The sequence below is a fragment of the Kitasatospora sp. NBC_01300 genome (assembly GCF_041435235.1).
In the GTDB taxonomy this organism is placed as follows: domain Bacteria; phylum Actinomycetota; class Actinomycetes; order Streptomycetales; family Streptomycetaceae; genus Kitasatospora.
In genome coordinates this window covers 1,698,324-1,723,585 of record NZ_CP108408.1, presented here as the reverse complement: position 1 = coordinate 1,723,585, position 25,262 = coordinate 1,698,324, and the positions used below count along the sequence as shown (strand labels likewise).

Sequence of the window (25,262 nt, the reverse complement as noted above, 5' to 3'; positions counted from 1 at the left end):
GCTACTTTGCAAAGTCGATGACAAGCCGTCATCCTTGCCGTCGTGCCGACGGTGTCGACGAGGGAGCGCCGATGTCCGAACTGCGTGAACGCCCGACCGTCCTGCGGATCACCGAGGTGGGGGAGGACATCCTCCGCCGCACCTGCCGCCCGGCGACCGGGGAGGACTTCGGCAGCGAGCGGCTGGCCCGCCTCATCGAGGACATGTTCGCCACCATGCAGGTCGCCGACGGCTGCGGGCTCGCGGCCAACCAGGTGGACGTGGACCTGAGCCTCTTCGTCTACGACTGCCGCGACGACCAGGGCGTCCGGCACGTCGGCCACGTGCTCAACCCGGTCGTCGAGCCCCGCGAGCCCGGCCGCCGCCTGATCGAGGACACCGAGGGCTGCCTCTCCGTCCCCGGTGCCGGCACCGAACTCGCCCGCCCGGCCGAGGTGGTGGTGCACGGCTTCGACCAGTACGGCGCCGCCGTCACCGTCGCGGGGACCGGCTACTTCGCCCGCTGCCTCCAGCACGAGACCGACCACCTGAACGGGCAGCTGTACATCGACCGGCTGTCCGACCGGGACCGCAAGCGCGTCCTGCGTCAGACCGCCGACCGGCGGGAGGACGTCCTCGCCAAGAGGGCCCAGCGGGCCGCCCGCGCCGCCCGGTCATCGGCCCGCTGACCGCGCCCGACCGGAGCCCCGGGTGCGGGCCGGTCCGGGGGCGGCGCACCCGGACAGCGGGGAACTGTCGGCATTCGGCGCCGACGTGTCGGGCGGGGCGGGCGCGTTCCTTCGCGGCTCCCGTTCCGCCTGGCGCACCCGCAGCCGTGCCCGCAGCCGTACCCGCAGGGCTGTCGGCGTGAACTGGTGTTCAGTAGCATGAGCGCGCGAACGCCCGTGGCTCCGAGGGGACGAGTGACTGTCGAATGCCTACCGTGACCGCAAGCAGCCTGGCCGTCGACGTCGTCGACATCGACGTGGACGCCGATCTCGCGCTGGACCCCGGCACCGCCGCGGACCGGCCCTTCCGCCAGGTCGGCCGGACGGACTTCGACCTGGACAGCCCGATCCTGACGGAGCCCGCGCCGCAGATCACCCAGATGGACTTCGAGGTCGACGCCCCGGGCCTGATGGATCCCCCGCCGCAGGTCGTCCAGACGGACTTCGCCGTCGACGCCGCCTGACGCCGCCGGTACCGACCGCCGCCGCCGACACCGACACCGACTGACGCCGCCCGATGGACCCGGACCGCCCGTACGGCCGCCCCTTCGACCGCTTCCCGACCCGCCGCGAGCACGAGGACCGCTGGGCGGAGCTGGCTCGGGCCATCGCCGCCGCCCCCGGGCCGGGCCGCCCCGAGCAGGACGGCGGGCCCGCCGAACCGGCCACGCCCAAGGGCGAGTTGACCGTTCTCGGCTCCGGCATCGAGGCGGCCGGGTTCACCCGCGCCGACGAGCGGCTGCTCCGCGAGGCGGACCACGTCTTCCACTGCGTCGCCGACCCGGTGACGGTGGTGCGGATCAAGGCCTGGCGGCCCGACTCCTACGATCTCGGCGTCCTCTACGACGACGCCAAGGACCGCTACCTGACGTACGTGCAGATGTCCGAGGCGATCCTGCACTTCGTCCGGGCCGGGCGGCGGGTGGCGGCGGTCTTCTACGGCCACCCGGGCGTGTTCGTCCTCTCCAGCCACCGCGCCGTCCGGATCGCCCGCCGCGAGGGCCACGCGGCCGTGATGCGTCCGGGGATCAGCGCGCTGGACGTCCTGTGCGCCGACCTCGGCGTGGACCCGAGCAGCCCCGGCATGCAGACCTTCGAGGCCTCGGACCTGCTGATCCGCGGCCGGCGGATCGACCCGGGCCTGCACCTGGTGCTCTGGCAGGTCGGGCTGGTCGGCGAACTCGGCTACCAGCGCACCGGGTTCTTCAACCACCGGCTGCCCGTCCTGGTCGACCGGCTGGAGGAGGTCTACGGCCCGGACCACCCCGTGGTCAACTACATCGGCGCCCGCTACCGGGGCACCGCCCCCGTCACCGACCGGCACACCGTCGCCGGGCTCCGGGACCGGGCCGTGCAGCGGACCGTCACCAGCGCCTCCACCTGGTACCTCCCGCCGGCCGTCGCCGCCCCGGCCGACCCGCGGATGCTGGAGCGACTGGGCCTGATCCGGGCCGGCGAGACCGTGCGGCCGCCCACCGGCCCGGTCCGGACGATCGACGACTACGGGCCGCGCGAACTCGCCGCCCTCGACGGCTTCGCGGACTTCCACGTCCCCGGCGGCTACCACTGGCAGGAGGACACACCCGCCGCCCGCTTCGTCCTCGCCCTGGGGGAGGACGGCGCCCTGCGCGAACGCTTCGTCCGGGAGCCCGAGGCGGCGGTGGCGTCCTGGGCGCCGCCGGACCTCGCCGACACCGAACGCGCCCTGCTGGCCCGCCGCGAGGACTCCGCCATGCAGGCCGCCGCCAAGGGCCGCTACCGGCGGCCGACCCCGGAGGCGGCGCGGCGGCTGCGCACCCTGCTCACCCGCAAGTCGGAGGCGCGCGCGCTGCTCCGGTCGGTGCGCGACGGCGGGCACGGGGTCGGCGGGCTCGGGGTCGACGGGCTCGGGGCCGACGGGAGCAGCATCCGGCGCGACCTGGACACCGTCCTCGCCGAGGCCCTGTACCCGTGGACGGGCCTCTACGGCACGCCGGACGGCGACCTCGACGTCTACGTCCTGGGCCGCGCCACCGACCCGCCCCGGCACCGGATCCACGTCAACGGCCGGCGGATCACCGCCCCGCACCACGCCCACGGCGTGCTGCGCTGGCGGGTCGAGGACGGCAACGACTGCGGCGGCGAACTGCGCACCGAGGTCGGCCGGGACGGGCGGCGCCGGCTGGTCGGCGCGGTGTGGCCCGCCGGGCGGGTGGCGGCGGCGGAGTTCTCGGTGCAGCTCGCCGAGTACGCCCTGCCGGACGTGCCGCCGCTCGCCGACCTGGTCGGCGACTACCGGGCGGCGGACGAGGCCGGGCGCGAACTGGTCGTCTCCGTCGGTCCGGGTGGGGACGGCCCGGCGCTGCGGGTCCGCGTCACGGTCGACGGCGTGCCCACCGCGGCCGCCGTCGTGGTCGGCCCGGCGGGCTTCGAGGTGGACGGCGTCGCCGTCCCCTACGCCCAGGCCGTGGCGGCATCGGCCGTGCCGCCGTATCTGTACGGCTGCTACCGGGTGCAGCTGCCGGGCGGCCGCGGCGCGGAGCTACGGGTGGCCGCGGACGGCGTCGCCCTCGACGGACAGCCGGTCCTCCACGCGGAGTTCACCGGCAAGCGCCTCAGCTGGCGCGACGGCCCCGCACCGCTGCCGTCCGCCGAACTGACCCTGCTGCTCGACCCGATCACCCTGCACCCGATGCTCACCGGCACCGGCCACGCGCCCGGCGGCCCGTCGCTGCCGGTGGTCGGTATGGTGCCGGTCGCCGCCGAAGCGGCCGAACGCCTGGCCGCCCGCCCGCAGTTCGGCCTCCCCGCCGGGCCCTGGGCGCACCTGACGGCGCTGGCCGCCGAGGCGAGCCACGGTGGCGGCCTGTTCTGGTGGCACGGCTGGGAGCAGTCCGCCACCGCCCTGCACACGGTGCGGCGCGCGCTCTGGGAGGCGGGCCTCTAGCCCCGTGCCTCCAGCCCCGGGGCGGGCGCCAGCCGCCGGACGCGCAGGACGGCGGTCAGCATCGGGAGCGTGAACTCGCCCCGGGCGGTCTCCGGCCGGTCCGCGAGGAACGCGCGGATCCGGCCGAGTCTGGCCTCCCGCTCCTGCTCCGGCATGACGAGCAGGCCGGCGCGGGTCGCGAGGGTCGCGACGAGGGAGTCGGCGGTGCGCAGCTGCCCGTGCGGGAACTGCTCCTGCTCCGGCGAGCCGAACCGGGCGGCCGCGCCGGTCTTCGGAAGGTGCATGCCGGTCGTCTCGGCGCGCCAGGCGGCGGGCGTGTCACGCGGGCCGATGGCCTCGGCCCCGCTGACCTGCGCGAGCCCGTCGACCCAGGCGACCTGGTCGTCCAGCACGTTCCACAGCCCGGCCAGGACGCCGCCGGGGGCGAGGACCCGGGCGATCTCGGGCCCTGCGACGGCCATGTCGAACCAGTGCATGGCGTTGCCGGCGACCACGGCGTCGACGGAGGCGTCCGGCAGCGGAAGCGCCTCCGCGCTCCCCGCCAGGGCACGGACCTTCGGCAGCGAACGCCGCAGCTCGGCCAGCATCGCCGGGTCGGGTTCGACCGCGATGACCTCGGCCCCCAGTGCGGTCAGCACACCGGTCAGCTTGCCGGTTCCGGCGCCGAGGTCGAGCACGCGCGGGCCGGGAGCGGGTTCGAGCGCCCAACGCACCGCGTCCTGCGCGTAGTCCGGGCGGTGCTCGGCGTACGCGACCGCCGCCGCGCCGAACGACGAGGCGTGGAGTGAGTGTTGATCTCGGTCCATGCGGTCACGCTAGCCGCGCCGCCGCCGTCCGGCCACCCTCTTCACCGCGGGCTGCCGCAGTCCGCGCATCGGCGGTCGGGCCGCCTTCGACAATTCGAGCTCGACGACGACGTCATGACGACCAGTAGGGAAGTTCGACGTCGAAATCCGGGACCTGTCGGGGGCCCACCCGGATGCCGCACCCCCGCGCCGGCGGAAAGACTCGCCGCCATGACGACAATCCGGCGGGCAACCAGATACGCGGTGAGCTGTGCCGCCGCCATGGCGATCATCCCCCTGAGCGTGTCGGCCCCAGCTGTCGCGGCACCGGCCGCGACACCGCTGACGGCGTCCGGTGCGCCGAAGGCCCGGACGGCGGGTGCGTTGTCGTTGCCGAGGCCGACCGGGCCGTACGCGGTCGGTCGTGACACCCTGCACCTCGTCGACGACCGGCGCGCCGATCCGTGGGCACCGCAGTCGGGGCCGCGACAGTTGATGGTCGACCTCTACTACCCCGCCCGCACCAACAGCGGCACGCCCGCGGCGTACATGAGCACCGCCGAAGCGTCGGCGCTGATCACCTACGCCGGTCTGTCGGGGGCCCTCGAACCGGCCCGTCTCGCCGACACCCGTACCTGGGCCCGGGCCGACGCGGCACCGGCGCGGGGCCGCTACCCGCTCGTCGTGCTGTCGCCCGGTTTCACGGTGCCCCGCTACACGCTCACCGCGCTGGCCGAGGAACTGAGCAGCCGGGGGTTCGTGGTGGCGACCGTCGACCACGCCCACGAATCGGCGGCCACCCGCTTTCCGGACGGCATCCTGCCCTGCACGGCGTGCGACGCGTACAACTCCGGCGCCGCCACCCAGGAACAGATCGCCGCGGGCCGCGCCCGGGACGTGTCCTTCCTGCTCACCGAGCTCACCGGTCCGCGCCCGGCGTGGCGGTACTCCACGCTCATCGATCCGGCGAGGATCGGCATGGCCGGACACTCCGTCGGGGGCGATGCGACCCTGGCCGCCATGGGCGCGGACCGACGCGTGCTGGCCGGTGTCGACCTCGACGGCGCCATCACCCCACCGGTTCCCGCGACCGGCATCGGCGGCCGCCCGGTCCTGCTGATCGCGGCCGCGGACCCGAGCGGCCCGGACATCGTGCCGTCCTGGCAGAGCAGTTGGCCGAACCTGGACGGCTGGAAGCGGTGGCTCACCGTCGCCGGCGCCGACCACTACACCTTCACCGACCTGGACTACCTGGTCGACGGGAGCGGCGTGCTGCCCATCCCGAACGCCCCCCGGTCGATCGCGATCACCACCGGCTACGTCGGCGCCTTCTTCGAACGCCAACTCAAGGGAACCTGCGAGCCGTTGCTCAACGGACCCAGCCGGGACTTCCCCGAGGTGGCCTTCACCAGGTCGCACCCGATGTCGAAGGACGGAGCTGCCGGCTAGGGACCGTCTTCGGAGGTCAGGTCCCGCCCCCTGCCTCGTCCCCCTCGTCCCCCTCGTCCCCGGATGTCAGTGGCGACGGGCAGAATGCTCGTCATGTTCGACGGGCTCCACGAGATCGACTGGTCGCAGATGCACCACGCCTACGGCACCGCGGAGGAGGTGCCCGGGCTGCTGCACGCGCTCGCCTCCGCCGACGAGGAGGAGCGCGGGAAGGCGCTCGACAGGTTCTACGGCGCCGTCCACCACCAGGGCGATGTCTACCAGTGCACGGCCGCAAGCGTGCCGTTCCTCTTCGAGCTGGCCGGCGACGCCGCTGCGCCCGTACGGGCGGCGGCGGTTGAACTGCTGGTCGGCATCGGCAGGGCGGCGTTCGAGTACGGCGCGACCGAGGAGAACGGCTGGGACTTCTCCGGCCACTACAAGGCCGCGGCGCTGATGCGGGAGCGGGCCGGGACGTTCATCGGGTTCGCCACGGACTCCGACCGGCTGGTGCGGCAGGCGGCGATACCCGCGCTCGGGCTGTTGGTCGACGATGCGGAACGCGCTGCCGCGGTGCTGCGGGAACGGCTTCCCGCAGCACCGGGGGTGGTCGAACGGCTGCTGCTGGTCGAGGCGATGGCCGAGCTGGCTCTGCCCCGGCCGGACGTGCTGGCGGCCGCGTCGGCCTGGCTCGCCTCCCTCGCCGACGACACCGCGCTCGATCCGACCACCCGGCTGGCGGCCCTGATCCAGCACGCCCGGTGCACACCGGACTTCGACGCCCAGGAGGCGACCCGCACCGCGGTCGCCCTGCTGCGCGAACCGACGGCCCCGACCGGCGACTGGTGGCTCACCCCCACCCCGGCGGCACCGGCACCCACGATCGAGCCGGGCAGCGCACCGGTCGAGGTCATCGCCGCGTTCGAGGACCTCGACCGGCACGCAACGGTCCACTCACCGGTCACCGGGCTGCTGCGCACCTTCCACGAGGTCCTGGGCGCGCGGGTGTCCGAGCGCACGATGCTGCTGGCGGAACAACTGCGCAGCGCCGACCCCGGTACCCGGCTGGACGCCCTGCGGATGGGCTCGGAGCTCATCAGGTCCGGGAGCGGTGGCCATGGCCCGCTCGTCGAGCTGATCGGCGCCCAACTCGCGGACCCGTACCCCGAGGTCGTCGCCGAGGCCGCCTCCGCCCTCGGCAGCTGCCATCCGGTCCCCGAGCCGGCCCGCCCGGTGCTGGCCGCCTTCGTCGCCGCCCAGTACGCCCAGTACGGACCACAGGCGTGGGCCTCCTCGCAGCGCCATCTGCGCCGGGCCCATCAGGAGGCCGTCCTCGCGTTGGCACGTCTCGGTGACGAGCGGGCGCTGCCGAGTCTGGTGGTGGCGCTGGACGACGGGGTCGACGCCTGGCGGGCGGTCCAGGTCGCGAAGTGGCTTCCGGGTGCGGCAGGGCAGTTGGTGCCCAGGCTGGTCGAGCGGCTGCTCGGCTTCGACCTGGACCAGCAGTGGATCGAAACGGAGGTGAACGCGACGCTGCACGCGCTGGGGCACCTCGGGCGCACGGCAGCGGTCGGGGCGGTCGAGGAGGTACTCGGTCGGGCGGTGCGGGGGGAGAGGTGGGGGATCGTCTGCTCGGCACTGGCGGCGTTGCGGCAGTCCGGCCCGGCGGCGGCACCCGTACTGCCGGTGATCCGTGAGCTGGCCGCACTCGGCGCGGACGTGAACTCCAATGTGGCGCCCGCGGCGGTCGCCGCGCTCCGGGCGATCGAGGGCGACGCACAGGAGGGTACTGCCACTGCTTCCGGGCCTACTGGATGACGCCGACTCGTTCCGGGCCCACGAGGCCGCGGATGTCTTCCCGCGCGGCCCCTTCTGTTCGTCGGCTCGGTCGGCAGCGGGTCCGCCGGGCCCGAGCGGTGTGCCCTGGCGGCCCTCAGGCGGCGGTTGGGGCGAAGTCGACGAAGGCTTGCCAGGCGGCGGGGGAGAAGGTGAGCTGGGGGCCGTCCTTGTCCTTGGAGTCACGGACGTGGACGGCGGCGGTCGTCTCGGCGACCTCGACGCATGCGCCACCCTCGTTGCTGCTGTAGCTGCTCTTGCGCCACGCGACCTCGACGCAGTTGGCGCCTTCGTTGCCGCTGCGGCTGCTCTTGAACCAGGCGAGTTCCATGCCTTCTGACGGTACGCCAACGGCCCACCGCTGCCTAGCGGTGGGCCGTTGGGGGGACTGCTCAGACCTCAGCGGTCGCGGCGAACGCCACGAACGCCTGCCACGTGGCCGGCTCGAACGCCAGCTGCGGGCCGCTCTTGTCCTTGGAGTCACGCACGTGAATGACGTCGGTCGTCTCGGCGACCTCTACGCACTCGGCGCCTTCGTTGGTGCTGTAGCTGCTCTTGAACCACGACAGTTCGGCCATGCTCACCGCTCTCCCAGGATCATCTCGATCAAGGCCAAGGACTCCCTCATGTCGAGCGCCTGCGCCCTGAGGGTGCCGTACCGTGCGGCCATCTTACGGACTTCCTCCGGGTCCGTGATCAGCCTATTAACGTGCTGGATCTCCACGTACGCGATCTGCGGGCGCCCGGGCGGGGTGAGCAGCGTGAACGGCCCTCCCATACCCGCGTTCTGAACCCTGTCGAGGGGCATGACCTGGAGTTCGAGACCGCGGATCTCGGCCACCTTGAGCAGGTGACGCAGCTGTTCCTGGTGCGTGTCCCAGCCGCCGAGGGGTCGCCTCAGCAGGCTCTCGTCCAGCACCCAGCTCATGACCGGCAAGGGCCACTTGGTCAGGATCTCCTGGCGCGCCAACCTGGCGGCCACCCACTGGTCGATCTGCTCCACCGAGAGCCACGGTCGGCGCATCTCGTAGAGCGCCCTGGCGTGGGCCTCGGTCTGAAGGAGGCCAGGGATCGCGAAGAGGCTGTAGCTGTTGATCTCGACGGCCCGCCCCTCCTCGTACGTGAAGGCCTTGGAGAACGCAGGGTGCCGCGTGCTGATCCGGATCTTCGCCTTCATCACGTCGTCGGCGACGATCCTCAACGCGCCACCCGCGTTGAGGACTTCGTCCGCCTTCGTCAGGATCTCGATTCTCGGCGTCCGCTTGCCGCGCTCGACCGCTCCCAACTGGTCCTCGCTGTACCCGAGCCTTTCGGCCAGCTCACGCTGCGTCATCCCGGCCCGCTCCCGGAAGAGCCTGATCAGCTTGCCCACCGCCGCATAGAACTCCGCGACCCCGTCGGAGTTCTCCGCCGTCTCGCCGTCATCGAAGACCGTGCGCTCGACGCCACCCACGACAATCACCCACCCTTTCGACCGATTGATCTGGGCCGACCGACAGGCCAACCCTCCGCATCCGCACAGGCACTCTGAGTGCTCGCAGAATCCGTGGTCAGCGTACGTCCGCGCCGTCACGATTTTTTCCATGACGACCGACATCCCCCTCGACAGTCCCCGCCGCCACACCATCACCCTCGCCGCCACCCCCAAGGGCGCCGCGATCTGCCGGCGCATCGCCAGGCGTCAACTGACCACCTGGGGGCTGAACTTGTCCCACACCGAGCCGTACTACTCGGCTCTCCTGATCGTCGCGGAGCTCGCCGCCAACGCGACGACCCACGGCCGCGTTCCGGGGCGCGGCTTCGAGCTTCACCTCTGCCTCACCACCACCGTGCGCCGGGGCACGACCTTGCGCATCGAGATCTCGGACTGCCGGGGCGACCGCTTCCCGGCTCTGCCCGCCGTCCTCGCCCCCAACTCCCAGTCCGGGCGCGGCCTCACCCTCATCGACGCCCTCGCCGACCGCTGGGGCAGCATCCCCCGCCACCCCAACGCGAAGACCGTCTGGGCCGAACTCGACCTCCCCGCCGCCCTCGATGCGTCCTGACGTGACCCCGGGCACCGCGACCGCCTACACCCTCCTCCCGTTCGCCCTCCTCCTCGCGCTCCTCGCCTGGATCTACTCCCTCACCGCCCAGCACCCGCCCGACCACCACCCCCACCCGAGTCCGACCTCAACCCCAACCCCCGCCCGCTGACTGCGGCATGGGAAGTCGGCCCCACCGACTTCCCGCGCCGAACCCGCGCCGAACCCGCGCCGAACCCGCCCCGGACTCACCTCCCCGGCAGCCGCCCCTGGCACGAATACACCGGCGGAGTGCCGTCCGTGAGGACGGGCTCCTCGTAGCACTCGACGCGCAGGTCGCCGCGCAGGTCTTCGAGTTCATGGAGCGCCTCCTCCAGGAGGGCGTCGGCCCAGGCCTCGATCGACATCGTCTTCAGCGCGTGGTTCGAGATCGGGGAGAGCGGTCCGCGATCCATCGCCACCCACTCCGGCGTGGTGTCCGAACGGAACATCAGCCGCCACCAGTACGGCTGCCAGTACGGCTTCTTCCGCTGCAACGAGGCCAGCTCCCGGTGTCCTTGAGGCGAGGCGGGGTTGTGCCCCGACATCCGTGAAATGACGGGTTCCGGCGCCGAACGGTTGCTCAGGCGTCCGCCCGCGCCAGATACATGAACACTGGACGGTATATGCCTATGAACGGTATATGTATCCGCATGACATTACGCTCCATGCAGGAGCCCACGTTGCTTCTGCTCACCGCACTGGCCGACGCTCCTCGCCATGGCTACGCCCTGATCCAGGAGGTCGCCGCGCTCTCGGACGGTCGGGTCAAAATGCGCACCAGCACGCTCTACAGCGCGTTGGACCGCCTGCTCCAACAGGGACTGATCGAGGTCGAGCGCGACGAGGTGATCGACGGCCGCGCCCGCCGGACGTACGCGCTCGCCGACGCCGGGCGGGACACCCTCGCCGCCGAGGCCGACCGGCTGCGCGCGGTCGTGGCCGAGGCCGACCGGCGCCTGCGCACCACCCGTCCGACGGCCAGGGGGGCCCTCGCATGAGCACTGCCAGCAACAGCACCACCAGCACCACCGGCACCACCCTGCGAGGACTGCGACTGGCCCTGCGGGCCTACCCCGCCGCCTACCGCGCCGAGCGCAGCGAGGAGATCATCGCGGTCCACGCCGACTCCACCGCGGGCGCCGGCCGCCTGGCCGCCATCCGCGAGACCGTCGGCGTCGCCGCGTACGGCCTGCGGGTGCGCACCGGCATCACCGCGAGCAGCACCGCCGGACGCCTGCTCGCCACCACCGCCCCGCTGGCCGCCGCCATGGCGCTCGGCCAGCAGCTGACCGCCCTCGTGTTCCTCCCGGATAAGTGGCGGGAGGCCACGGCCAGCCAGTCCTCCGCGTTGCAGCACCCCGGAACCGCTTTCGTCGACTGGCACTCCCCGCTGATCGCCCAGACCGTCACCCAGGTGCTCTGGTTGCTGGTCGTGGTAGCCCTGCTGTTCCGCCGGTGGACCACCGTCCGGGCCCTGGCCGCCCTGGCCGGAGTGGCTGCCATCGCCCAGTGCTTCGTCCAGCAGCGTGAGATATGGATCGCGGTGCCGGGCTTTCCGCCGGACTACACCCTCCTGATCATGTCGTCCGGCGCGAACGTGTTGTGGTCCCTGCTGGTCTTCGCCGCCCCCGGCGACCTGCTGGAGAGCACGATCGCCCGCCGACCGCGCGCCGTCGTCCCGCCCGCCCTGGTGCTGGTCGCGAGCCTCCTGGTGTCCAACCTGGGCCGCCTCAGCGCACTTCTTTACGACAACTCCCTCCCCGTACTTCCCCAGCCCGTGCTGACGGCGATGGGGGTCTGCATCCCGCTGGCCCTGCTCTCGCTCGCATCCCTCCGTTGGGGTCGGCTGCTACCGGCCGCGACCGCACTGGCCGTCCTCCCGCCGGTCCTCAGCCTCAGCCTCGGCCTCAACGCGTTCTTCCGCTGGTACGACAACGAGCTCGGCGATCTCGGCCTGCTCTGCCAGTACCTCCTCACCGTCACCCTGATCGCCCTGGTGACGGCAGCCGCCGTCCGCTACCTGAAGCCCGCCCCGGCAGCCCCGAGCCGCCTCGGCGCGGCGTAACCCACCCCCGCACGGACGCCGCGCACGACCTCCCCGGTCGGCGCGGCGTTCCGCTTGGCGGACGTTCCCGGCATTGCCGTGCCGCGCAATGGGCCTATTGGGCCATGTGGGTGATGGTGGATCAGGCCGTTCCGGTTGCCGGTGGGACGCGTGTTCGGGTGGGCAATTCGGTCCAGGTGGGACGTAACGCGGACCGGTTCGCGCCAGCGGTTCGCGTGCCGTGGGTGGTGGTGGGGTCGGTGGTTCCGCCGGGCCGTCGATCATGGCGGGCGGCCCTGCCGCGTCGTGCGGCGGGCCGCATCCGTGTCCCGCCCGTGAGGAGCGCACCTGTGCCCGACGCCACGATCGACCTGCCGATCAGCTTCCAAGTCCCGGAGGCGTTCACCGACCTCGACTTCTCCGTGTCGGCGGAGGTGAACACCAACCGGCTGATCGAGCGGCTGAACATGGTCGACCCGAAGCCGTCGGACGAGGAGATAGGGGCAGCCGTCCTGACCCAGCAGACGATGTACGAGCTGCTGTCCGCCGCCGGCGCCGTCTACGCGGGCACGCTGCTGTACGGGCCGACGAAGGAGAAGCCCGAGGAGAAGCTGGCCTCGGCGATCCTGACGGTGACCGCCCGCCCCAGCGAACTGTCCAACGAGCAGACCGTCCACCGCCTGGCCCGCACCATGGGCGCCATCTACCCGGACGCCGAGGTCGGCGTCGTCCGGCTCGAAGCCGGCCCCGCGGTGCTGCTCACCGAGGAACGCAAGGTCGAGCGCCCGGTGAACCTGCTCGGCGACGGCGGCGGCCCGACCGTGGTCCGGCAGCTGCACGTGTTCGTGCCGATACCGGGGCGCCTGGCGATGGCCGACTTCGCGATCGCCACGGAGAACCTCCCCGAGTGGGACTCCTGCGTGGAGATCCTCGCCGAGGTCTGCCGCACGATCACCTTCGACACCGCCGCCGCGGCCTGACCGGGAAGAGGGGACACCCATGAAGATCGAGTACGGGCTCAATGTCGACCTGGAGGCCCTGGGCTACCAGCCGGGCAACCAGGACAAGATCGTCTTCAATGTTCAGAGCGAACTGAACATGTACACCACGAACAGCAAGGATGCGATGAAGATCTGGGGGTGGGACCCGGACGCGCTGCGCCCCGAAGACCACTACCGGATCGACCAGCTCCTGCGCCTGTACGTCTTCCAGCGCGACCAGGTCATCGACGCACTCCACCGCTTGGACTGGGAGCTTGGAGGCTACGCGTACTCCGACCAGAAGGTCGCGCAGGAACTGGCGGACTTCAAGCAGTTCCTGCCCAGGGAGGCTGCCAAGTCTCCCTTCGGGGCGGACCCCGACTTTCCTCGTACGGCGGGCGTGATCGCCTTCCGGCACTCCTCCGTCGCCCGTCGTCTCGGCTCGATACCGTCCCTGGCCATGGGCGGGTATTCGGGCGAGGGTGTCTACTACCGGCTCACCGACAACGGCTATCCCCGGGAGTGGATCAAGGATGGGCGCCTGTACGACCTGATCGACATGGCGCTGGCCCTCCAGGCCGAGCTTCAGCTCCAGTGCCTGCTCACCGACCGTGAGTTCACCCGGGTCATCCAGACCCGGGGCCAGGAGTTCGAGTACCTGAAGGCCGAGGCCGCCCGCAAGGCGGCCGAGGAGCAGGGCAGCAGCTTCTGGTCCGTCTTCGGGGACATCCTCGGCATCGTGTCCGCCGTCGCCGGCGTCCTGGCCCTCATCCCGGTCCTCACGCCGATCGCGGGCCCGGTCGCCGCCGTCACCGCCATCGCCGCGCTCGGCGCGCACACCGTGGACGCCGCGATCAAGGGAGACTGGGACGCGGCCACGATCGTCGGCCTGGGCGCGGACGCGCTCGCCGCCCTGCCCGGTGTCGGCGCGGTCGCCAAGAGCCTCAAGGCGGGCAAGGCCATCGTCAAGACGATCGGCACCGGCGCCAAGGCCTCCTACAAGGCCAGCGTCGGCGTCCGCCGGGCCGGGCTCACCTTCCTCGCCGAGACCGGCGGCTCCGGAGCCTCCGACGCGACCAAGGTGTTCAACTACATCGGCACCAAGGGTGCCAAGGTCGTCGGCTCCTCGGAGAAGGCGGGGAAGATCGCCGGCAAGGTCCTCCAGGGCTCGGTCAACCTCTCCACCCAGGTCCCGCTGGTCGTCGAGATGTCCACCGGCGCCGACATGTCCCAGGCGAAGGAGGGTGCGAGCGGAGCTGCGCTGACCGCCAACTACGGTCAGAGCATCGGCAGTTGGGGCATCGTCGGCGATGCCGCCAAGAAGACGGGCACCGTCTCGCTCGCGACGTTCTCCAAGATCATCGGCCGCCGCTGACCCCTGGGCCGCCGTTCGAGCCCGCCGCCCGCACCTTTCGGGCGGCGGGCTCGTCGCGCCGGGCGGTGCGGCCTGCTCAGCCGGCGTGGTGCCGGTCGAGCCAGGTGAGGGAGTGGTCGGCGAGTTCGGTCCAGCCGTGGTCGACGGTGAGGGAGTGGCCGCGGTCGTCGAAGCGGTGGTAGTCGGTGACGGCGGAGGACTTGCGGTACTGCTTGCGGGTGGAGCGGGTCAGCACGTCGGGCACGGTGTGGTCGAGCTTGCCGGACAGGAGGAGGAGCGGCCCGCGGTCCTGGTTGCGGGTGTCGACCTTGGCGGGGGAGTAGGGGGCGAAGTTGCTCAGGGCGAGCTGGAAGAGCGGCCGGGCCGGGCTGGGGATGGTCCACTCGTCGAAGAGCTCGTCGGATTCCTGCTGGGAGACGGCGTTGGCGAACGCGTAGCGGAACTGCCCGGGGTCGAGCGAGACGGCGCGCTTGGTGTTGGCCGGGTTGCGCAGGAACGCGAAGGCCGACTTGGCCTGGGCGGGGCCGACGGCCTTGACGCCCTTGATCTGGCCGGGGCAGATCGCGACGGCCGCCCGGGCGAGGTTCTGGCCGAGGAGGTGCTGGGCGATGAAGCCGCCGACGGAGTGGCCGACGAGGACGGGCGGGGTGTCGAGGTCGCGGATGATCCGGGCGTGGTGCGCGGAGATCTCGGCGAGGCCGATCCCGCCCTGGGGGTCGGGGTTCCTGCGGGCCTGGGCGACGGTGGTGGGGACGCCGGGCCACTCGGGGAGGATCGGCTCGTAGCCGGCGTCGCGGAACCGGTCGGCCCAGCCCTGCCAGCTCGTGGAGTGCAGCCAGAGGCCGTGGATGAACATGACCGGGGTGCGGTTGCTGGGCATGGCGGGGTCTCTCCTGGTGCGTGAGGGCTGGGGGCCGGATCGGTGGCCGGTCGGGGGCTCGGTTCGGGCCTGGTTCGGGCCCGACCGGGGCCCTGTCGGGGCGTGGTCGTCCGATCCGCGATGTAGAAGGAGCGTTCTCTCTACTTCTCCAAGGTAGAACGATCCTTCTGTTAGCGTCAAGCCATGACGACGAGAGACTCCACGCCACCGCGCGCTCGCATCCTGGCCGCGGCGATGCGGCTCTTCTACGCCCAGGGCGTGCGCGGGGTGGGCATCGACCAGCTGATCCGCGAGTCGGCGGTCGCCAACGCGACCTTCTACCGGCACTTCCCGTCCAAGGACGACGTCGTGCTCGCCTACGTCCACGAGCACGACCGGCTCTTCCGCGTGGCCGCCGCCGCGGTGGCGGACCTTCCACCGCGCGAGGCCGTGACGGCCCTGTTCACGGGCATCGCCGACGAGTTCTGCGCCCCCGGCTTCCGCGGCTGCCCGTTCATCAACGCCGCCGCCGACTACCCCGACCCCGACCACCCGGTCAGCCGTGCGATCCAGGAGCACATGGACTGGTTCCGTGCCCTGCTCACCGGCCTGCTCGCTGCCGCCGGCCACCCCGACCCCGACCGGGCGGCCGACACCCTGTTGATCCTGCGGCACGGCGCGATGAACCAGAGCCGCTTCACCGCCCCTACGGCGGTGCGCGAGGCGCTGGCGGGTGCCGTGGACACCGTCCTCGGCTAGAAGGCAGGCAGAGTGCGCCACCGGTGGTGGCGCACTCTGTCCTCCCGGCCGCTACGCCCGGCGTGTGTGCCATGTGCGTTGCGGGCGTCGCCGGGGCCGGGGCCGGGGTCGGGGCCGGGGTCGGCCCGGGTGGCGGGGGGTGGTCACCCTCCCGAGCGGTCCTGGCGCAGGCGGGCCGAGGCGAAGGCGGCGACGAGCCAACCGAGGCCCAGCAGCGCGCCGCCGCCGAGGCCGACCGTGGCCACCGGGGCTCCGGCGCTCGCGAGCATCAGGGCGGGTTCCTGCGCGGCGGGTTCCTGCCCGGCGGATGCCTGCACGGCGGGTGCCTGCATGGCGGTGTCGCGCGGGGGAACGGGCGCGGGGTGGGTGCCGGCGGGGTGTTCGGCGGCCGACGTGTCACCGGGGGCGGTGCCGCCGGGGTGGTCGTCCCACTGGCCGGGGCCGGGGTGGTGGTCGCCCCAGCCGCCGTGGCCGCCGGAGTTGTGGCCGTCGCAGCCGCCGTGGTCCTGGTCCTCGCACGGGGTGCAGGCCACGATCGTCACGGTGTTGCTGGTCGCCGTCACCGGGGTGCCGTCGGGGGTGGTGCCGGTGACGGTCGCGGTGTCGGTGATCCTCCCGGCGCGCACGTCGGCCTCGGCGGTGGAGTACGTCGCGGTGCAGGTCGTGGACGCGCCCGGGGCCAGGGTGGTCACCGGGCAGGAGACGGCCGGCGTGCCCGGACCGGAGTCCGTCACGGCGATCGAACTGAGCGTCGTGTCACCGGTGTTGGTGACGGTGAAGGTGTAGTGCAGGGCCTGGCCGGCGGCGGAGAACGAGGTCTCCTGGACGGCCTTGACGATCTTCAGCCCGGCGTATGGCACGGTCACCTTGTTGCTGGTCGAGGTGACGGTCCGGCCTCCGGGAGCGTTCCCCGTCACCTGGGCGGTGTCGACGACCTTGCCCGCGGCGACGTCGGCGTCGGTGGTGACGTAGGTCGCGGTGCAGTTCTCGGAGGTGCCCGGCGCGAGCGGGCCGGCCGGGCAGGTGACGGTCGGCGTGCCGGGGCCGTTGTCGACCACCCCGATGTTGGTCAGCGGCTGGGCGCCGGTGTTGGTGACCGTGTAGGTGTAGTGGATGGTCTGCCCGGCGGCGGTGTACTGCGCCTCGGCGGCCTTCTTCACCACCGTGATCGCGACCAGCGGGGTGTTCACCTTGTTGCTGGTCGTGGTGACGGTCTGGCCGCCCGGGTCGGTGCCGGTGACCTGGCCCTGGTCGGGCACGTTCTGGGCGGCGACGTCCGCCGCCGTCGTGACGTAGGTGGCCTGGCAGGTGGTGGACTGGCCGGGCGCGAGCTGGTTGGTCCCGCAGCCCGAGACGGTGACGCCGGGCGTCAGGTCGGTCACCGTCACGCCGGTCAGCGCGACCTGGCCGGTGTTGGTGACGGTGTACGTGTAGTTGAGCGTCTCGCCCGGGGCCTGGAAGTTCGGCTGGACGGCCGACTTCGTGATGGTCAGCGCCCGCAGCGGCACGACGACCTGGTTGCTGGTCGAGGTCACGGTCTGGGTGCCGACGGTGCCGGTGAGGTTCGCCGTGTCGGTGATCGTGCCCGCCGTCGCGTCCGCGGCGGTCGCGGTGTAGGTGGCGGTGCAGTTCTCCGTGGCGCCGGCCGCGAGCGGGCCGGGCGGGCAGGTGACCGTCGGGGTGCCGGGACCGGTGTCGGTGACCACGATGTTCGTCAGCGGCACACCGGCGTTGTTGGTGACGGCGTAGGTGTAGTGGATCGTCTGCCCCGCGACGAACGAGCTCTCCGCCGCGGACTTGTCGATCGTGGGGGTGGGGACGTTGACCAGCACGGTGGTGGTGCAGCCCGTCGCGGTCGCGCAGGTGCCGCCCGCGATGGTGGGCGCGACGTTGTTGGTCAGCGCGTAGTTGCCGGTGTCCGGGCTGTTGACCGTGACCTGGTACTTCACGGTCACGGTGGACCCGGCGGCGGGCGGCGCCGTCAGCGTGCCCGACCAGGTCAGGGTGTTCCCGGTGACGGCGGCCGTTCCGGAGCTGGCCGTGACGGAACCGGGCACCAGCGTGCCGTCCGTCAGCACGGCCGAGAGGTTGTCACTGAAACCCGCGAAGGTGGCCGGGTTGGTGCCGGTGTTGGTGACGGTCTCGGTGTAGGTCAGGGTGTCGCCCTCGTTCACCGGGCCGGTCGGCGAGACCGACTTCGCGACGGTGTAGGAGGTGCCGGCCGGAAGGTTGCAGTTCCCGCTGTCCTGGGTGGAGGAGGCGCCGTAGAACGGGTGGCCCGTGTTGACGACGACGGTGGTGGGGATCACCGCGGTCGAGGGGCCGGCCGGGACCGAGTTCAGCGTCTCGATGGTGCCGTTCGCGCGGAAGACGTACACCTGGCCGCCGGACTGGGCCAGACCGAACGTGGAGCCCGGCACGTTGCCGATCTCGGTGATCGTGTTGTCCGGGTGGATGCGGAAGTAGTAGGTCGGGTTCTGGAAGAACGAATCGAACGCGGCCCCGAGGACGTCGCCGTCGGGCAGGGTGATGAAGTCGCCCGAGGAGACGAGCGTGGCGGGGAACGCGACGGGGAACAGCGTGCTCACCCCGGTGGTCGGGTTGAGCGTCCAGATCTGGTTCGAGAAGAACGACCCGATGAACAGGGTGCCGTCGGGCCGGGAGCTCAGCGCGTTGAAGTCGACTCCGTCGACCGCGGCCGGACCGGTGATCACCACCGAGCTGGTCTCCGCGCCGGTGGCCGGGTTGATCGTGTACAGCGTCGCAGGGGTCTCGTGCCAGGACACCCCGTACAGCGTCGTGCCGTCCGCACTCCACGCGATGTCCCCGTAGTCCCGCACCAGCGGTACGTCGGACAACTGCGTACCGGTCGGGCTGTACGAGTACAGCTGGTCACCGCCGCCGCCGGAGTTCGCCCACACCGGGACCGGCGGACAGGTCAGCGCCCGGGGGGCTGACTTTTCGTCTGCGCCGTTCGCACGATTCGCATCGTCCGCAGGTGAGGCGGCGGCAGGTCCGACGGATGCCGCCTCCCTGAAGGCCTGTGCCGGGAAGGCCTGTGCCGAACCTCCTCCCCAACCCGCCGTCATACCGATGACCGCCAGTCCGATCGCCGCGGCGAGCCTGCCGCGCGACCGACCGCGTCTGATCCGTGCCATACCGCCTCCGTTCCAGTCGGGCGTGGTCACCGCAAGGGCGCCACGCCGCAGCATTGGGATAACACAAGATGTTTTTGTGAACACTTTGAGTAACATGACATGGGTTGGCCTGGGCCGCCATCCGGATCCGAATCGCTTGCGACTGCTGGATGTCGGCCACCTGGCCCCATCCCGCCCCATCCCGACCCCTCGGGACCGCCCGGCCCCGGCTGAGCGATCGTCGGACCGGCCGCCGGGGATCCTTCGGTCCGCGCCGAAGGATCACCGCCCTACCGTCGACTCCCGTGAACACCATGACACCCGGCAGTACACGGACCGACCCGCGCGCTGACATGCGCATTGACGGCTCGGCGGACGCGGACCACGTGGCCATCGCGCCGAGCATCCTCTACTTCGGCACACCCGTCGTCCTGCTCTCCACGGAAAACGAGGACGGCACCGCCAACCTCGCGCCGATGTCCTCGGCCTGGGCCCTCGGCCAGGTGATCGTCCTCGGCATGGGGGCCGAGGCGCAGACCGCGCACAACCTCCGCAGCCGACCCGAGCTGGTGATCAACCTGCCCGCGCCGACCCACTGGCCGGCGGTCGAACGACTCGCGCCGCTCACCGGGCGCACCCCCGTACCCGCGAACAAGCAGGACGCCTTCCGGTTCGAGCGGGACAAGTTCGCGGCCGCAGGCCTGCGGCCCGAGCCCTCCGAACTCGTCCGGCCGCCGCGGGTCGCCGAATGCCCCCTGCAACTGGAGGCCCGGGCCGCCCGGATCCAGCCCGACGCCTCCGGCGGGTTCCTCATCGTCGAAGCGCACGTGCTCAAGGTCCACGCCGATCCGCGCATCGTCGTCCCCGGCTCCCAGCACGTCGACCCGGCCCGCTGGAGCCCGCTGATCTACAACTTCCGCCACTACTACGGACTCGGCCCCGAACTCGGCCACAGCTTCCGCACCCAGACGCCCCGCTGAAGCCGTTCTGCCCTCCTGCCTGTCAGTCCCAACTGCCAGGGTGACGGGCATGGACCTCGACACCTTCTGGCAGATCATCGACGACACCCGCGCCGGTGCCGCCGACGAGAGCGAACACGCCGACGCGCTCACCGAGCACCTCGCCGGCCTGGCGCCCGATCAGATCGCCGACTTCGACCGGCACTACGCGCAGCAGAAGGCCCGCTCCTGCACCTGGCTGCTCTGGGGCGCGGGCTACCTCGTCAACGGCGGCTGCAGCGACGACGGCTTCGACTACTTCCGCGACTGGCTGATAGGCGCCGGCCGCACCCTCTTCGAACAGGCCCTCGCCGACCCGGACAGCCTCGCCGAACTCCTCACCCCCGACCAGGAGGAACTGGAAGCCGAAGACCTCGCCTACGCGGCCGCCCACGCCTACCGCCGACTCACCGGCGCCGACCTCCCCGCCAACGACACCACCTCCGTCCCCCCAACCGGCGAACCCTGGGACGACGAAGACCTCCCCACCCTCCTCCCCCACCTGTCAGCCCGCTTCGCCGACTAGCCCCCCGCCCGCCCGCCTAACCCAGCCCACCTGGAGCGCTGCGCAGGAAGTCGATCAGGCCGACTTCCTGCGCGCGGGGGAGGGGGTTCACACCCGCTCGGATTTGTGATCACGCCCGGCCGGTGGGGGCGCCGCAGATGATTCCCGTGCGCCCGGATAGTGGCGGCGAAGCTCGCTGAGTACGCGCTCGTCGACAGCCCTGACGTCCCACAACGAGCTGTCCACTTCGGTCAGGACGATCATCGCCTCGTCCCCGGCGAACCCGAGTGCTTCGGCGTCGATCAGTTGGAGGAAGGGGGTCGTCAGCGACAACAGCGTCAACGTGTCCATGCCGCCGTCGGCAGACTGTCTCTCCATCTCGACGCAACGAGGATCGACGATTTCGTCGAACTCGACGCGCCACTTCAGGTCCAGGCCGAAGCTGCCCAGGCGGACCAGCAGCTCAGCCAGCGTCACGTAGTGCTCTCCGTACCAGGCAGGAAACGTGATCCCCTTCATCCCCACCTCTGCCGCGGCGGCTGTATTGCGTGACAAGCGACCCCCTTCATTCAACTGCCAACACTAGAGCGCGGCCCTGACCAGCTCACACGCCCCATCGGGCAGGCGGCCCCTCGCCCCGGCGCCGTTTCCACCCCAGGGAATTATGTAGACCGACCGTCATATTCCTCACCCCAGCCCACCTGGGGCGCCGCGCAGGAAGTCGGCCCAGCCGACTTCCTGTGCGCGGGAGAGGGCGCCCACGCCCGCCGCGAGCCGAATATGTAGACCGACCGTCTTATTCTGCGCTGTGCACGGTGGATTCTGCACAGGAAGTCGGTCAGGCCGACTTCCTGTGCAGGCCGGAGTGCACTCGCCGCGCGCATAGCTGTGTAGACCGGTCTTCATATTCTGTGGGCCCCAAGTTCAGGCCGGGACCGCTGCGCAGGAAGTCGGCCAGATCGACTTCCTGCGGGGGTGCCTCTATGGGGTTCGTCAAGGAAATCAGGCTGCGTTCGGGAGCCGCGGGCGGGCAGCATGGCGGGATGCCGGATCTGCTGTGGGACGACGTCAGGAACTTCTTCGATCCTGGCCTTATGGGGGCGCTGCCGGATGGGCGGGTCGCAGGTACCTCGGTCGAGGACTGGCAGGCGGTGCTTGATCTGGTGCGGTCGCAGGGGTGGTCCTGCGAGTACTCGGAGGACGGTGTCGTGGTTCGGTTGCCGCGAGCTGCGGACATGCTGGCCCGCAGCGAGGACGTCGACGCGTTGTTGAGGGTCTGGCCCGCCGCTGGATTCCTGGTGATCTTTCGGGCGTATGAGGCCAGCTCGATCGACTTCGATGTTGATCTGCGAGAGCTGTGGGGCCAGGACGGCGTCAATCTGCTGTGCCTCCTGCTACGGGCGATCGGGCGTCGGCTCGGCAAATCGGTGATGTTGACTCCGGAGTCTGATCCGCTCCACCCCGTTCTCGGGTTCGATGTCGACGCCGACCGCGTGGTGCTGCTGGCGGAACCACGGCTCAGCTGACAGCTTCGGCCGGCCGGGACTCGTGAAAGTCCCGTCGCGGAGCATGGCGAACAGGACGTCGACCCGGCGCCTGGCCAAACAGAGGAGTGCCTGGGTGTATCGCTTCCCGTCGCGGTCACAGCACGCGTTCCAGGCGTGGGGGGATCTGGGTGAGCAGGCCGTGCGGGCGGTTGGCGATGCGGGTTGCTTCGCCGGTGAGGTCGTCGTCGAAGCCGACGATCATCTCCAGCTCGGTGATGGTCTCGTCGGTGAGCTCGATGCCGCGCAGGGTGTGCGGCATGGTGCGGGCGGCGTCGGCGATGACGAACGCGTCCCGGGCGCCTGTCTTGGCCTCGCCGGGGTAGAGGTCGGCGATCCGGTGCATCGTCAGGTCGGGCAGGCGGGCGACGCGGCAGCCGGCGTCCCGGGCGACCGGGAGGGGAAGGGCGCCGATGGAGGCGGGCTTGTCGAAGACTTGCTTACCGGCCGGGGTCAGGGCAATGCAGTGGTGCTCGCCCCTGTCGACGTCCAGGCCGAGCAAGACGTCCACATCGCCGGTGTCGATCGCGCTGGTCCCTTATGAGGTCGTGCTGTCCCGGCCTCGTTGGCATGGCGGCAGTCGCCGGCATCCACGTTACGAAGAGCCTCCCAGCAAGCTGGTGGTCCTGCCTCTATCGGCGGTCTACCGATGCCCCCGGCTCGGCGACACCCCCCGGATCATGCGAGCTACAGGGGGGAGCAGTCATGCCGGACCGGAGGCCGGGAGCTCCGTTGCGGGCCACGAATGCCTGCCGCGAGGCCAGCTAGGGAGACCGGCCGCCACATTCGGGTCGCTGTTGGATGGGTGCCGCACAGGAAGTCGGGATGGTCGACTTCCTGTGCGAGGTGAGGTGGGATGGCGCCTGGTCAGTGGGTGTGGTGGTAGGTGGCGAGGGTGGTGAAGGCGGCCTTGGGGTCCCAGGGGAGGTCGGGGTAGGTGGTGCCGGGGCGGTCCTCGTAGACCTTGACGATGCCGTAGCTGGCGAGGTCGAGGTCGTCGCGGGGGTCGGCGTCGGGGCGGTGCACGTGGTCGTAGAGGGCGAAGGTGAAGACGAAGGTGGCGTCGATGCCGCCGGCGTCGAAGGCCTCCAGCAGTTCGCGCAGGTAGGCGGCCTGGCCGGCCTCGTCGCGCTCGTACGTGCCCTTCAGGCGGACGGGGCCCTCGGCGTCGTACTCGACGATGTCCAGGCCGAGCGCGCCCCGGTCGCCCGCGCCGCGGTAGCCGGCGGAGCCGAACTCGGTGATGGCGACGGGCTTTCCCTGTGCGGCCAGGTCGTGGACGCCGTCGGCGAACCGGTCGGCGGTCTCGGCGGAGCGGTAGAGGTCGAGGGAGATGAGGTCGAAGGGCATCCAGTCGACGCGCTCCAGTGGTACGGCGGCGTAGGTGACGCGTCCGCCGAAGTGTTCGCGGACGGTGGCCACGGCCCGGTCGAGGAACGCGTTGACCCGGCCGCTGACCGGTCCGAGGTGTTCGCGGACGAGCTCGGGTCGGCTGAGCAGGGCGATGCGTTCGTCCGTGGTGTCGCCGGGCAGGAATCCCGGGTTCATCAGGCTGAGTTCGGCCCCGGTGACGAACACCACCTCGGCGCCGCGCCGCCGCAGCCGTTCCGCGCGTTCGGCGCAGTCGGCGAACAGGGCCAGCAGTTCGTCGGCGGCGAGTTCCAGCGGGTACGGGGAGTACCAGACCTCCAGTCCGAGGTCGGCGGCGAGTCCGGCGGCGAGTTCGATCCGGTCGGGGTCGCCGCCCATGATGCGGACCGCGTTGCAGTGCAGGTCGTCGCGGATGATGCGCAGTTCGCGTTCGACCTCCTTCGGGTCGAACCGGCTGCGGGAGTACGACCCGTCCTTGACGAATCCGGTGTCGTAGCTGATGCCTTTGGCGCGCACGGTGTCCTGCCTTCCTGGGGGTGGAGAGGGGAGCAGGCGAATACGGTACGACCAGTACCCTAGTTGGCGCGGGCCGGAGAGGACAAGAAGGATGGGAGGGTAGGGGCGGTACCAACGGCGGTACCGGCGACGGGGCCGGACTGGATCGGACGGGACGAGGGCCATGGCCGGGCAGACACGGCGGCGCGGGGCGGCGCTGGAGGAGGCGATCCTCCAGGCGGCGGTGGCGGAGCTCACCGAGTCCGGATTCGCCGGGTTGACCATGGACAAGGTCGCCGCTCGTGCCGGCACCAACAAGAACGCCCTTTACCGCCGCTGGCCCAACCGCCTGGCCCTCGGCATCGCCGCCTACAAGCAGCTGGCCACCGCCGCCGTGCCCCCCGACACCGGTGAACTGCGCGGGGACGCCCTGGAGTTGCTCCGCCAGGCGAACCGGCACTGGAGCTCCCCGCTCGGCGCGGTCCTGCGCGAACTCCTGGCCGCCGCCGGCGGCGCGGCGGAGTTCCTGGCGCAGCTCCAGGACCAGTCCGGCGAGGCCGCGGCCGCCCCCTGGCTCACCGTCCTGGGACGCGCGGTGGCCCGCGGCGAAGCGGCCCCCGAGGCGCTCCACCCCAGGGTCGCCACGGTGGCGGTGGTGCTGCTGCGCAACGAGTTCGTGGTGCGGGGCGTGCCGACCGCGCCCGACGACGTCCTGGTCGAGATCGTGGACGAGGTCTACCTGCCGCTGATCCGGCGCCGAGGGCCGTCGGACGTCTGAACGGGCCCGGAGTGGCGCCAGGCGGGAGTCGGCGGACGGGTCGAGGGTGGGCCCAGGACGGGCTGATGGCGGGCGCGGGCCTCCGGGGTCAGGAACCGCCGAGGTGGCGGGCCTCCAGGTACACCGTCCGCTCGGTCTGTCCGGGGTCGGCCAGCACGCTGAAGCGGCTTCCGGTGGAGGTCGTGAAGTCGACGAAGAGGTCGTAGGTCACGCTCTTGTCGAAGGACCAGCCGAAGGCCCGGGTCTCGGCGTCGGAGTCGAAGCCCGTCCCGGCCCCCTGCCCGGGGCTCCAGTGGACGGGACGGGCCAGGTCCACCGAGTGGTCGGCGAGGAAGCGGTCCACGCAGTCCTTCGGAGCCCGGAAGCTCAGGTTCAGGGCCTCCCCGGGGTACTTCGCCGATCCGTGGAACCCGACGCCCTGAAGGTCGCACCCGGGCAGGTCCAGTCCGAACGCCTTCGTCACCTTTTCGAGGGTCTGTCCCTTCGGGCTGCCCGGGTACGCCCTCGGATCCGGATCCGGGCCCCCGGCCGCGCAGCCGGCCGTCAGGGCGACGGCGGCGGTCGCGGCCGCAGCCAGTGCGGCCGCGCGTCGCGCCGACCGGGATCCGAACGGCCTTGCCGCGCCTCGCCCTTGCATGAATGTCCCCTCCCCGGACGGGTGCCGTCCCG

Annotated in this window: 26 protein-coding genes and 1 pseudogene; 16 read left to right on the top strand and 11 right to left on the bottom strand. The window is 71.6% G+C overall.

What is annotated here, in order from left to right:
* Positions 1–71: 71 nt before the first annotated feature.
* From def to OG556_RS07580, 3 genes are all read left to right on the top strand, one after another.
* A complete protein-coding gene (gene def / locus OG556_RS07590; protein WP_371516438.1) occupies positions 72–668 on the top strand; it encodes a peptide deformylase in 597 nt (198 codons plus the stop codon).
* A 254-nt stretch (positions 669–922) separates the two neighbouring features.
* Positions 923–1,171, top strand: coding sequence for a hypothetical protein (locus OG556_RS07585; protein WP_371516437.1), 249 nt, complete (start codon positions 923–925; stop codon positions 1,169–1,171).
* A gap of 53 nt (positions 1,172–1,224) precedes the next feature.
* The gene (locus tag OG556_RS07580) at positions 1,225–3,633 is read left to right on the top strand and encodes an SAM-dependent methyltransferase (protein ID WP_371516436.1); all 2,409 of its coding nucleotides are present in this window, start codon (positions 1,225–1,227) and stop codon (positions 3,631–3,633) included.
* On the opposite strand, the gene OG556_RS07575 is transcribed toward OG556_RS07580, so the two are convergent.
* Entirely contained in the window at positions 3,630–4,439 is an 810-nt protein-coding gene (locus OG556_RS07575) for a class I SAM-dependent methyltransferase (protein WP_371516435.1), read from the bottom strand. The two genes, OG556_RS07580 and OG556_RS07575, sit on opposite strands and share 4 nt — an antisense overlap.
* Positions 4,440–4,808: 369 nt before the next feature.
* Between OG556_RS07575 and OG556_RS07570 the strand changes: the two genes are divergently transcribed.
* Complete coding sequence (locus OG556_RS07570) at positions 4,809–5,867, top strand: alpha/beta hydrolase family protein (RefSeq protein WP_371516434.1); 1,059 nt, start codon at positions 4,809–4,811, stop codon at positions 5,865–5,867.
* A 93-nt stretch (positions 5,868–5,960) separates the two neighbouring features.
* The gene (locus OG556_RS07565) at positions 5,961–7,664 is read left to right on the top strand and encodes a HEAT repeat domain-containing protein (RefSeq protein ID WP_371516433.1); all 1,704 of its coding nucleotides are present in this window, start codon (positions 5,961–5,963) and stop codon (positions 7,662–7,664) included.
* A 115-nt stretch (positions 7,665–7,779) separates the two neighbouring features.
* Here OG556_RS07565 and OG556_RS07560 read toward each other — a convergent pair whose 3' ends face one another.
* The 3 genes from OG556_RS07560 to OG556_RS07550 form a co-directional block, all read right to left on the bottom strand.
* Entirely contained in the window at positions 7,780–8,013 is a 234-nt protein-coding gene (locus OG556_RS07560) for a DUF397 domain-containing protein (protein WP_371516432.1), read from the bottom strand.
* Between the two features lie 61 nt (positions 8,014–8,074).
* On the bottom strand, positions 8,075–8,260 hold the full coding sequence (locus OG556_RS07555) for a DUF397 domain-containing protein (protein ID WP_371516431.1): 186 nt from the start codon (positions 8,258–8,260) through the stop codon (positions 8,075–8,077).
* Positions 8,261–8,262: 2 nt separating this feature from the next.
* Positions 8,263–9,267 carry a Scr1 family TA system antitoxin-like transcriptional regulator gene (locus OG556_RS07550; RefSeq protein ID WP_371516430.1) on the bottom strand — a complete coding sequence of 335 codons (1,005 nt, stop codon included), beginning with the start codon at positions 9,265–9,267 and terminating at the stop codon, positions 8,263–8,265.
* Here OG556_RS07550 and OG556_RS07545 point away from each other — a divergent pair.
* On the top strand, positions 9,266–9,727 hold the full coding sequence (locus OG556_RS07545; RefSeq protein WP_371516429.1) for an ATP-binding protein: 462 nt from the start codon (positions 9,266–9,268) through the stop codon (positions 9,725–9,727). The genes OG556_RS07550 and OG556_RS07545 overlap by 2 nt on opposite strands.
* Positions 9,717–9,878 (top strand): hypothetical protein, encoded by a 162-nt coding sequence (locus OG556_RS07540; RefSeq protein WP_371516428.1) that lies wholly within the window; start codon positions 9,717–9,719, stop codon positions 9,876–9,878. Before OG556_RS07545 ends, OG556_RS07540 begins: the two co-directional genes overlap by 11 nt.
* Positions 9,879–9,954: 76 nt before the next feature.
* Here OG556_RS07540 and OG556_RS07535 read toward each other — a convergent pair whose 3' ends face one another.
* Positions 9,955–10,293, bottom strand: coding sequence for a hypothetical protein (locus tag OG556_RS07535; RefSeq protein WP_371516427.1), 339 nt, complete (start codon positions 10,291–10,293; stop codon positions 9,955–9,957).
* A gap of 120 nt (positions 10,294–10,413) precedes the next feature.
* Between OG556_RS07535 and OG556_RS07530 the strand changes: the two genes are divergently transcribed.
* The 4 genes from OG556_RS07530 (at position 10,414) to OG556_RS07515 (ending at position 14,147) form a co-directional block, all read left to right on the top strand.
* The gene (locus tag OG556_RS07530) at positions 10,414–10,746 is read left to right on the top strand and encodes a PadR family transcriptional regulator (protein WP_244293322.1); all 333 of its coding nucleotides are present in this window, start codon (positions 10,414–10,416) and stop codon (positions 10,744–10,746) included.
* Positions 10,743–11,813 (top strand): hypothetical protein, encoded by a 1,071-nt coding sequence (locus tag OG556_RS07525; protein WP_371516426.1) that lies wholly within the window; start codon positions 10,743–10,745, stop codon positions 11,811–11,813. Before OG556_RS07530 ends, OG556_RS07525 begins: the two co-directional genes overlap by 4 nt.
* Positions 11,814–12,142: 329 nt before the next feature.
* The gene (locus OG556_RS07520) at positions 12,143–12,772 is read left to right on the top strand and encodes a hypothetical protein (protein ID WP_371516425.1); all 630 of its coding nucleotides are present in this window, start codon (positions 12,143–12,145) and stop codon (positions 12,770–12,772) included.
* A 19-nt stretch (positions 12,773–12,791) separates the two neighbouring features.
* Positions 12,792–14,147, top strand: a complete 1,356-nt coding sequence (locus OG556_RS07515; RefSeq protein ID WP_371516424.1) for a hypothetical protein — start codon at positions 12,792–12,794, stop codon at positions 14,145–14,147.
* Positions 14,148–14,223: 76 nt separating this feature from the next.
* Here OG556_RS07515 and OG556_RS07510 read toward each other — a convergent pair whose 3' ends face one another.
* Complete coding sequence (locus tag OG556_RS07510) at positions 14,224–15,027, bottom strand: alpha/beta hydrolase (protein WP_371516423.1); 804 nt, start codon at positions 15,025–15,027, stop codon at positions 14,224–14,226.
* Between the two features lie 183 nt (positions 15,028–15,210).
* Here OG556_RS07510 and OG556_RS07505 point away from each other — a divergent pair, with 183 nt between their 5' ends.
* Positions 15,211–15,765 carry a TetR/AcrR family transcriptional regulator gene (locus OG556_RS07505; RefSeq protein WP_371516422.1) on the top strand — a complete coding sequence of 185 codons (555 nt, stop codon included), beginning with the start codon at positions 15,211–15,213 and terminating at the stop codon, positions 15,763–15,765.
* 143 nt (positions 15,766–15,908) lie between these two features.
* On the opposite strand, the gene OG556_RS07500 is transcribed toward OG556_RS07505, so the two are convergent.
* Positions 15,909–18,686 carry a hypothetical protein gene (locus tag OG556_RS07500; protein ID WP_371516421.1) on the bottom strand — a complete coding sequence of 926 codons (2,778 nt, stop codon included), beginning with the start codon at positions 18,684–18,686 and terminating at the stop codon, positions 15,909–15,911.
* A gap of 521 nt (positions 18,687–19,207) precedes the next feature.
* Here OG556_RS07500 and OG556_RS07495 point away from each other — a divergent pair.
* Positions 19,208–19,882, top strand: a complete 675-nt coding sequence (locus tag OG556_RS07495) for a flavin reductase family protein (RefSeq protein WP_371516420.1) — start codon at positions 19,208–19,210, stop codon at positions 19,880–19,882.
* A gap of 49 nt (positions 19,883–19,931) precedes the next feature.
* Entirely contained in the window at positions 19,932–20,426 is a 495-nt protein-coding gene (locus OG556_RS07490; protein ID WP_371516419.1) for a DUF4240 domain-containing protein, read from the top strand.
* Positions 20,427–20,513: 87 nt separating this feature from the next.
* On the opposite strand, the gene OG556_RS07485 is transcribed toward OG556_RS07490, so the two are convergent.
* Positions 20,514–20,924: a hypothetical protein gene (locus tag OG556_RS07485; protein WP_371516418.1), complete on the bottom strand. Its 411-nt coding sequence runs from the start codon at positions 20,922–20,924 to the stop codon at positions 20,514–20,516.
* A gap of 524 nt (positions 20,925–21,448) precedes the next feature.
* Between OG556_RS07485 and OG556_RS07480 the strand changes: the two genes are divergently transcribed.
* On the top strand, positions 21,449–21,931 hold the full coding sequence (locus tag OG556_RS07480; RefSeq protein WP_371522610.1) for a hypothetical protein: 483 nt from the start codon (positions 21,449–21,451) through the stop codon (positions 21,929–21,931).
* A 118-nt stretch (positions 21,932–22,049) separates the two neighbouring features.
* Here OG556_RS07480 and OG556_RS07475 read toward each other — a convergent pair.
* Positions 22,050–22,475 (bottom strand): annotated as a pseudogene (locus OG556_RS07475) (IS110 family transposase); the annotation flags it as partial.
* 341 nt (positions 22,476–22,816) lie between these two features.
* Positions 22,817–23,836 (bottom strand): hypothetical protein, encoded by a 1,020-nt coding sequence (locus OG556_RS07470; protein WP_371516417.1) that lies wholly within the window; start codon positions 23,834–23,836, stop codon positions 22,817–22,819.
* Positions 23,837–23,999: 163 nt separating this feature from the next.
* On the opposite strand from OG556_RS07470, the gene OG556_RS07465 reads away from it, so the two are divergent.
* The gene (locus OG556_RS07465; protein WP_371516416.1) at positions 24,000–24,593 is read left to right on the top strand and encodes a TetR/AcrR family transcriptional regulator; all 594 of its coding nucleotides are present in this window, start codon (positions 24,000–24,002) and stop codon (positions 24,591–24,593) included.
* An 88-nt stretch (positions 24,594–24,681) separates the two neighbouring features.
* Here OG556_RS07465 and OG556_RS07460 read toward each other — a convergent pair whose 3' ends face one another.
* The gene (locus OG556_RS07460; RefSeq protein WP_371516415.1) at positions 24,682–25,056 is read right to left on the bottom strand and encodes a hypothetical protein; all 375 of its coding nucleotides are present in this window, start codon (positions 25,054–25,056) and stop codon (positions 24,682–24,684) included.
* Between the last annotated feature and the right edge of the window lie 206 nt (positions 25,057–25,262).

Coding starts and splice junctions, on each gene's coding strand:
- OG556_RS07465 (WP_371516416.1), top strand. CDS start 24,000: ATGGCCGGGCAGACACGGCGGCGCGGGGCGGCGCTGGAGGAGGCGATC.
- OG556_RS07575 (WP_371516435.1), bottom strand. CDS start 4,439: ATGGACCGAGATCAACACTCACTCCACGCCTCGTCGTTCGGCGCGGCG.
- OG556_RS07550 (WP_371516430.1), bottom strand. CDS start 9,267: ATGGAAAAAATCGTGACGGCGCGGACGTACGCTGACCACGGATTCTGC.
- OG556_RS07510 (WP_371516423.1), bottom strand. CDS start 15,027: ATGCCCAGCAACCGCACCCCGGTCATGTTCATCCACGGCCTCTGGCTG.
- OG556_RS07490 (WP_371516419.1), top strand. CDS start 19,932: ATGGACCTCGACACCTTCTGGCAGATCATCGACGACACCCGCGCCGGT.
- OG556_RS07540 (WP_371516428.1), top strand. CDS start 9,717: ATGCGTCCTGACGTGACCCCGGGCACCGCGACCGCCTACACCCTCCTC.
- OG556_RS07525 (WP_371516426.1), top strand. CDS start 10,743: ATGAGCACTGCCAGCAACAGCACCACCAGCACCACCGGCACCACCCTG.
- OG556_RS07560 (WP_371516432.1), bottom strand. CDS start 8,013: ATGGAACTCGCCTGGTTCAAGAGCAGCCGCAGCGGCAACGAAGGCGCC.
- OG556_RS07515 (WP_371516424.1), top strand. CDS start 12,792: ATGAAGATCGAGTACGGGCTCAATGTCGACCTGGAGGCCCTGGGCTAC.
- OG556_RS07535 (WP_371516427.1), bottom strand. CDS start 10,293: ATGTCGGGGCACAACCCCGCCTCGCCTCAAGGACACCGGGAGCTGGCC.
- OG556_RS07565 (WP_371516433.1), top strand. CDS start 5,961: ATGTTCGACGGGCTCCACGAGATCGACTGGTCGCAGATGCACCACGCC.
- OG556_RS07485 (WP_371516418.1), bottom strand. CDS start 20,924: ATGAAGGGGATCACGTTTCCTGCCTGGTACGGAGAGCACTACGTGACG.
- OG556_RS07505 (WP_371516422.1), top strand. CDS start 15,211: ATGACGACGAGAGACTCCACGCCACCGCGCGCTCGCATCCTGGCCGCG.
- OG556_RS07480 (WP_371522610.1), top strand. CDS start 21,449: ATGCCGGATCTGCTGTGGGACGACGTCAGGAACTTCTTCGATCCTGGC.
- OG556_RS07580 (WP_371516436.1), top strand. CDS start 1,225: ATGGACCCGGACCGCCCGTACGGCCGCCCCTTCGACCGCTTCCCGACC.
- OG556_RS07530 (WP_244293322.1), top strand. CDS start 10,414: ATGCAGGAGCCCACGTTGCTTCTGCTCACCGCACTGGCCGACGCTCCT.
- OG556_RS07545 (WP_371516429.1), top strand. CDS start 9,266: ATGACGACCGACATCCCCCTCGACAGTCCCCGCCGCCACACCATCACC.
- OG556_RS07555 (WP_371516431.1), bottom strand. CDS start 8,260: ATGGCCGAACTGTCGTGGTTCAAGAGCAGCTACAGCACCAACGAAGGC.
- def (WP_371516438.1), top strand. CDS start 72: ATGTCCGAACTGCGTGAACGCCCGACCGTCCTGCGGATCACCGAGGTG.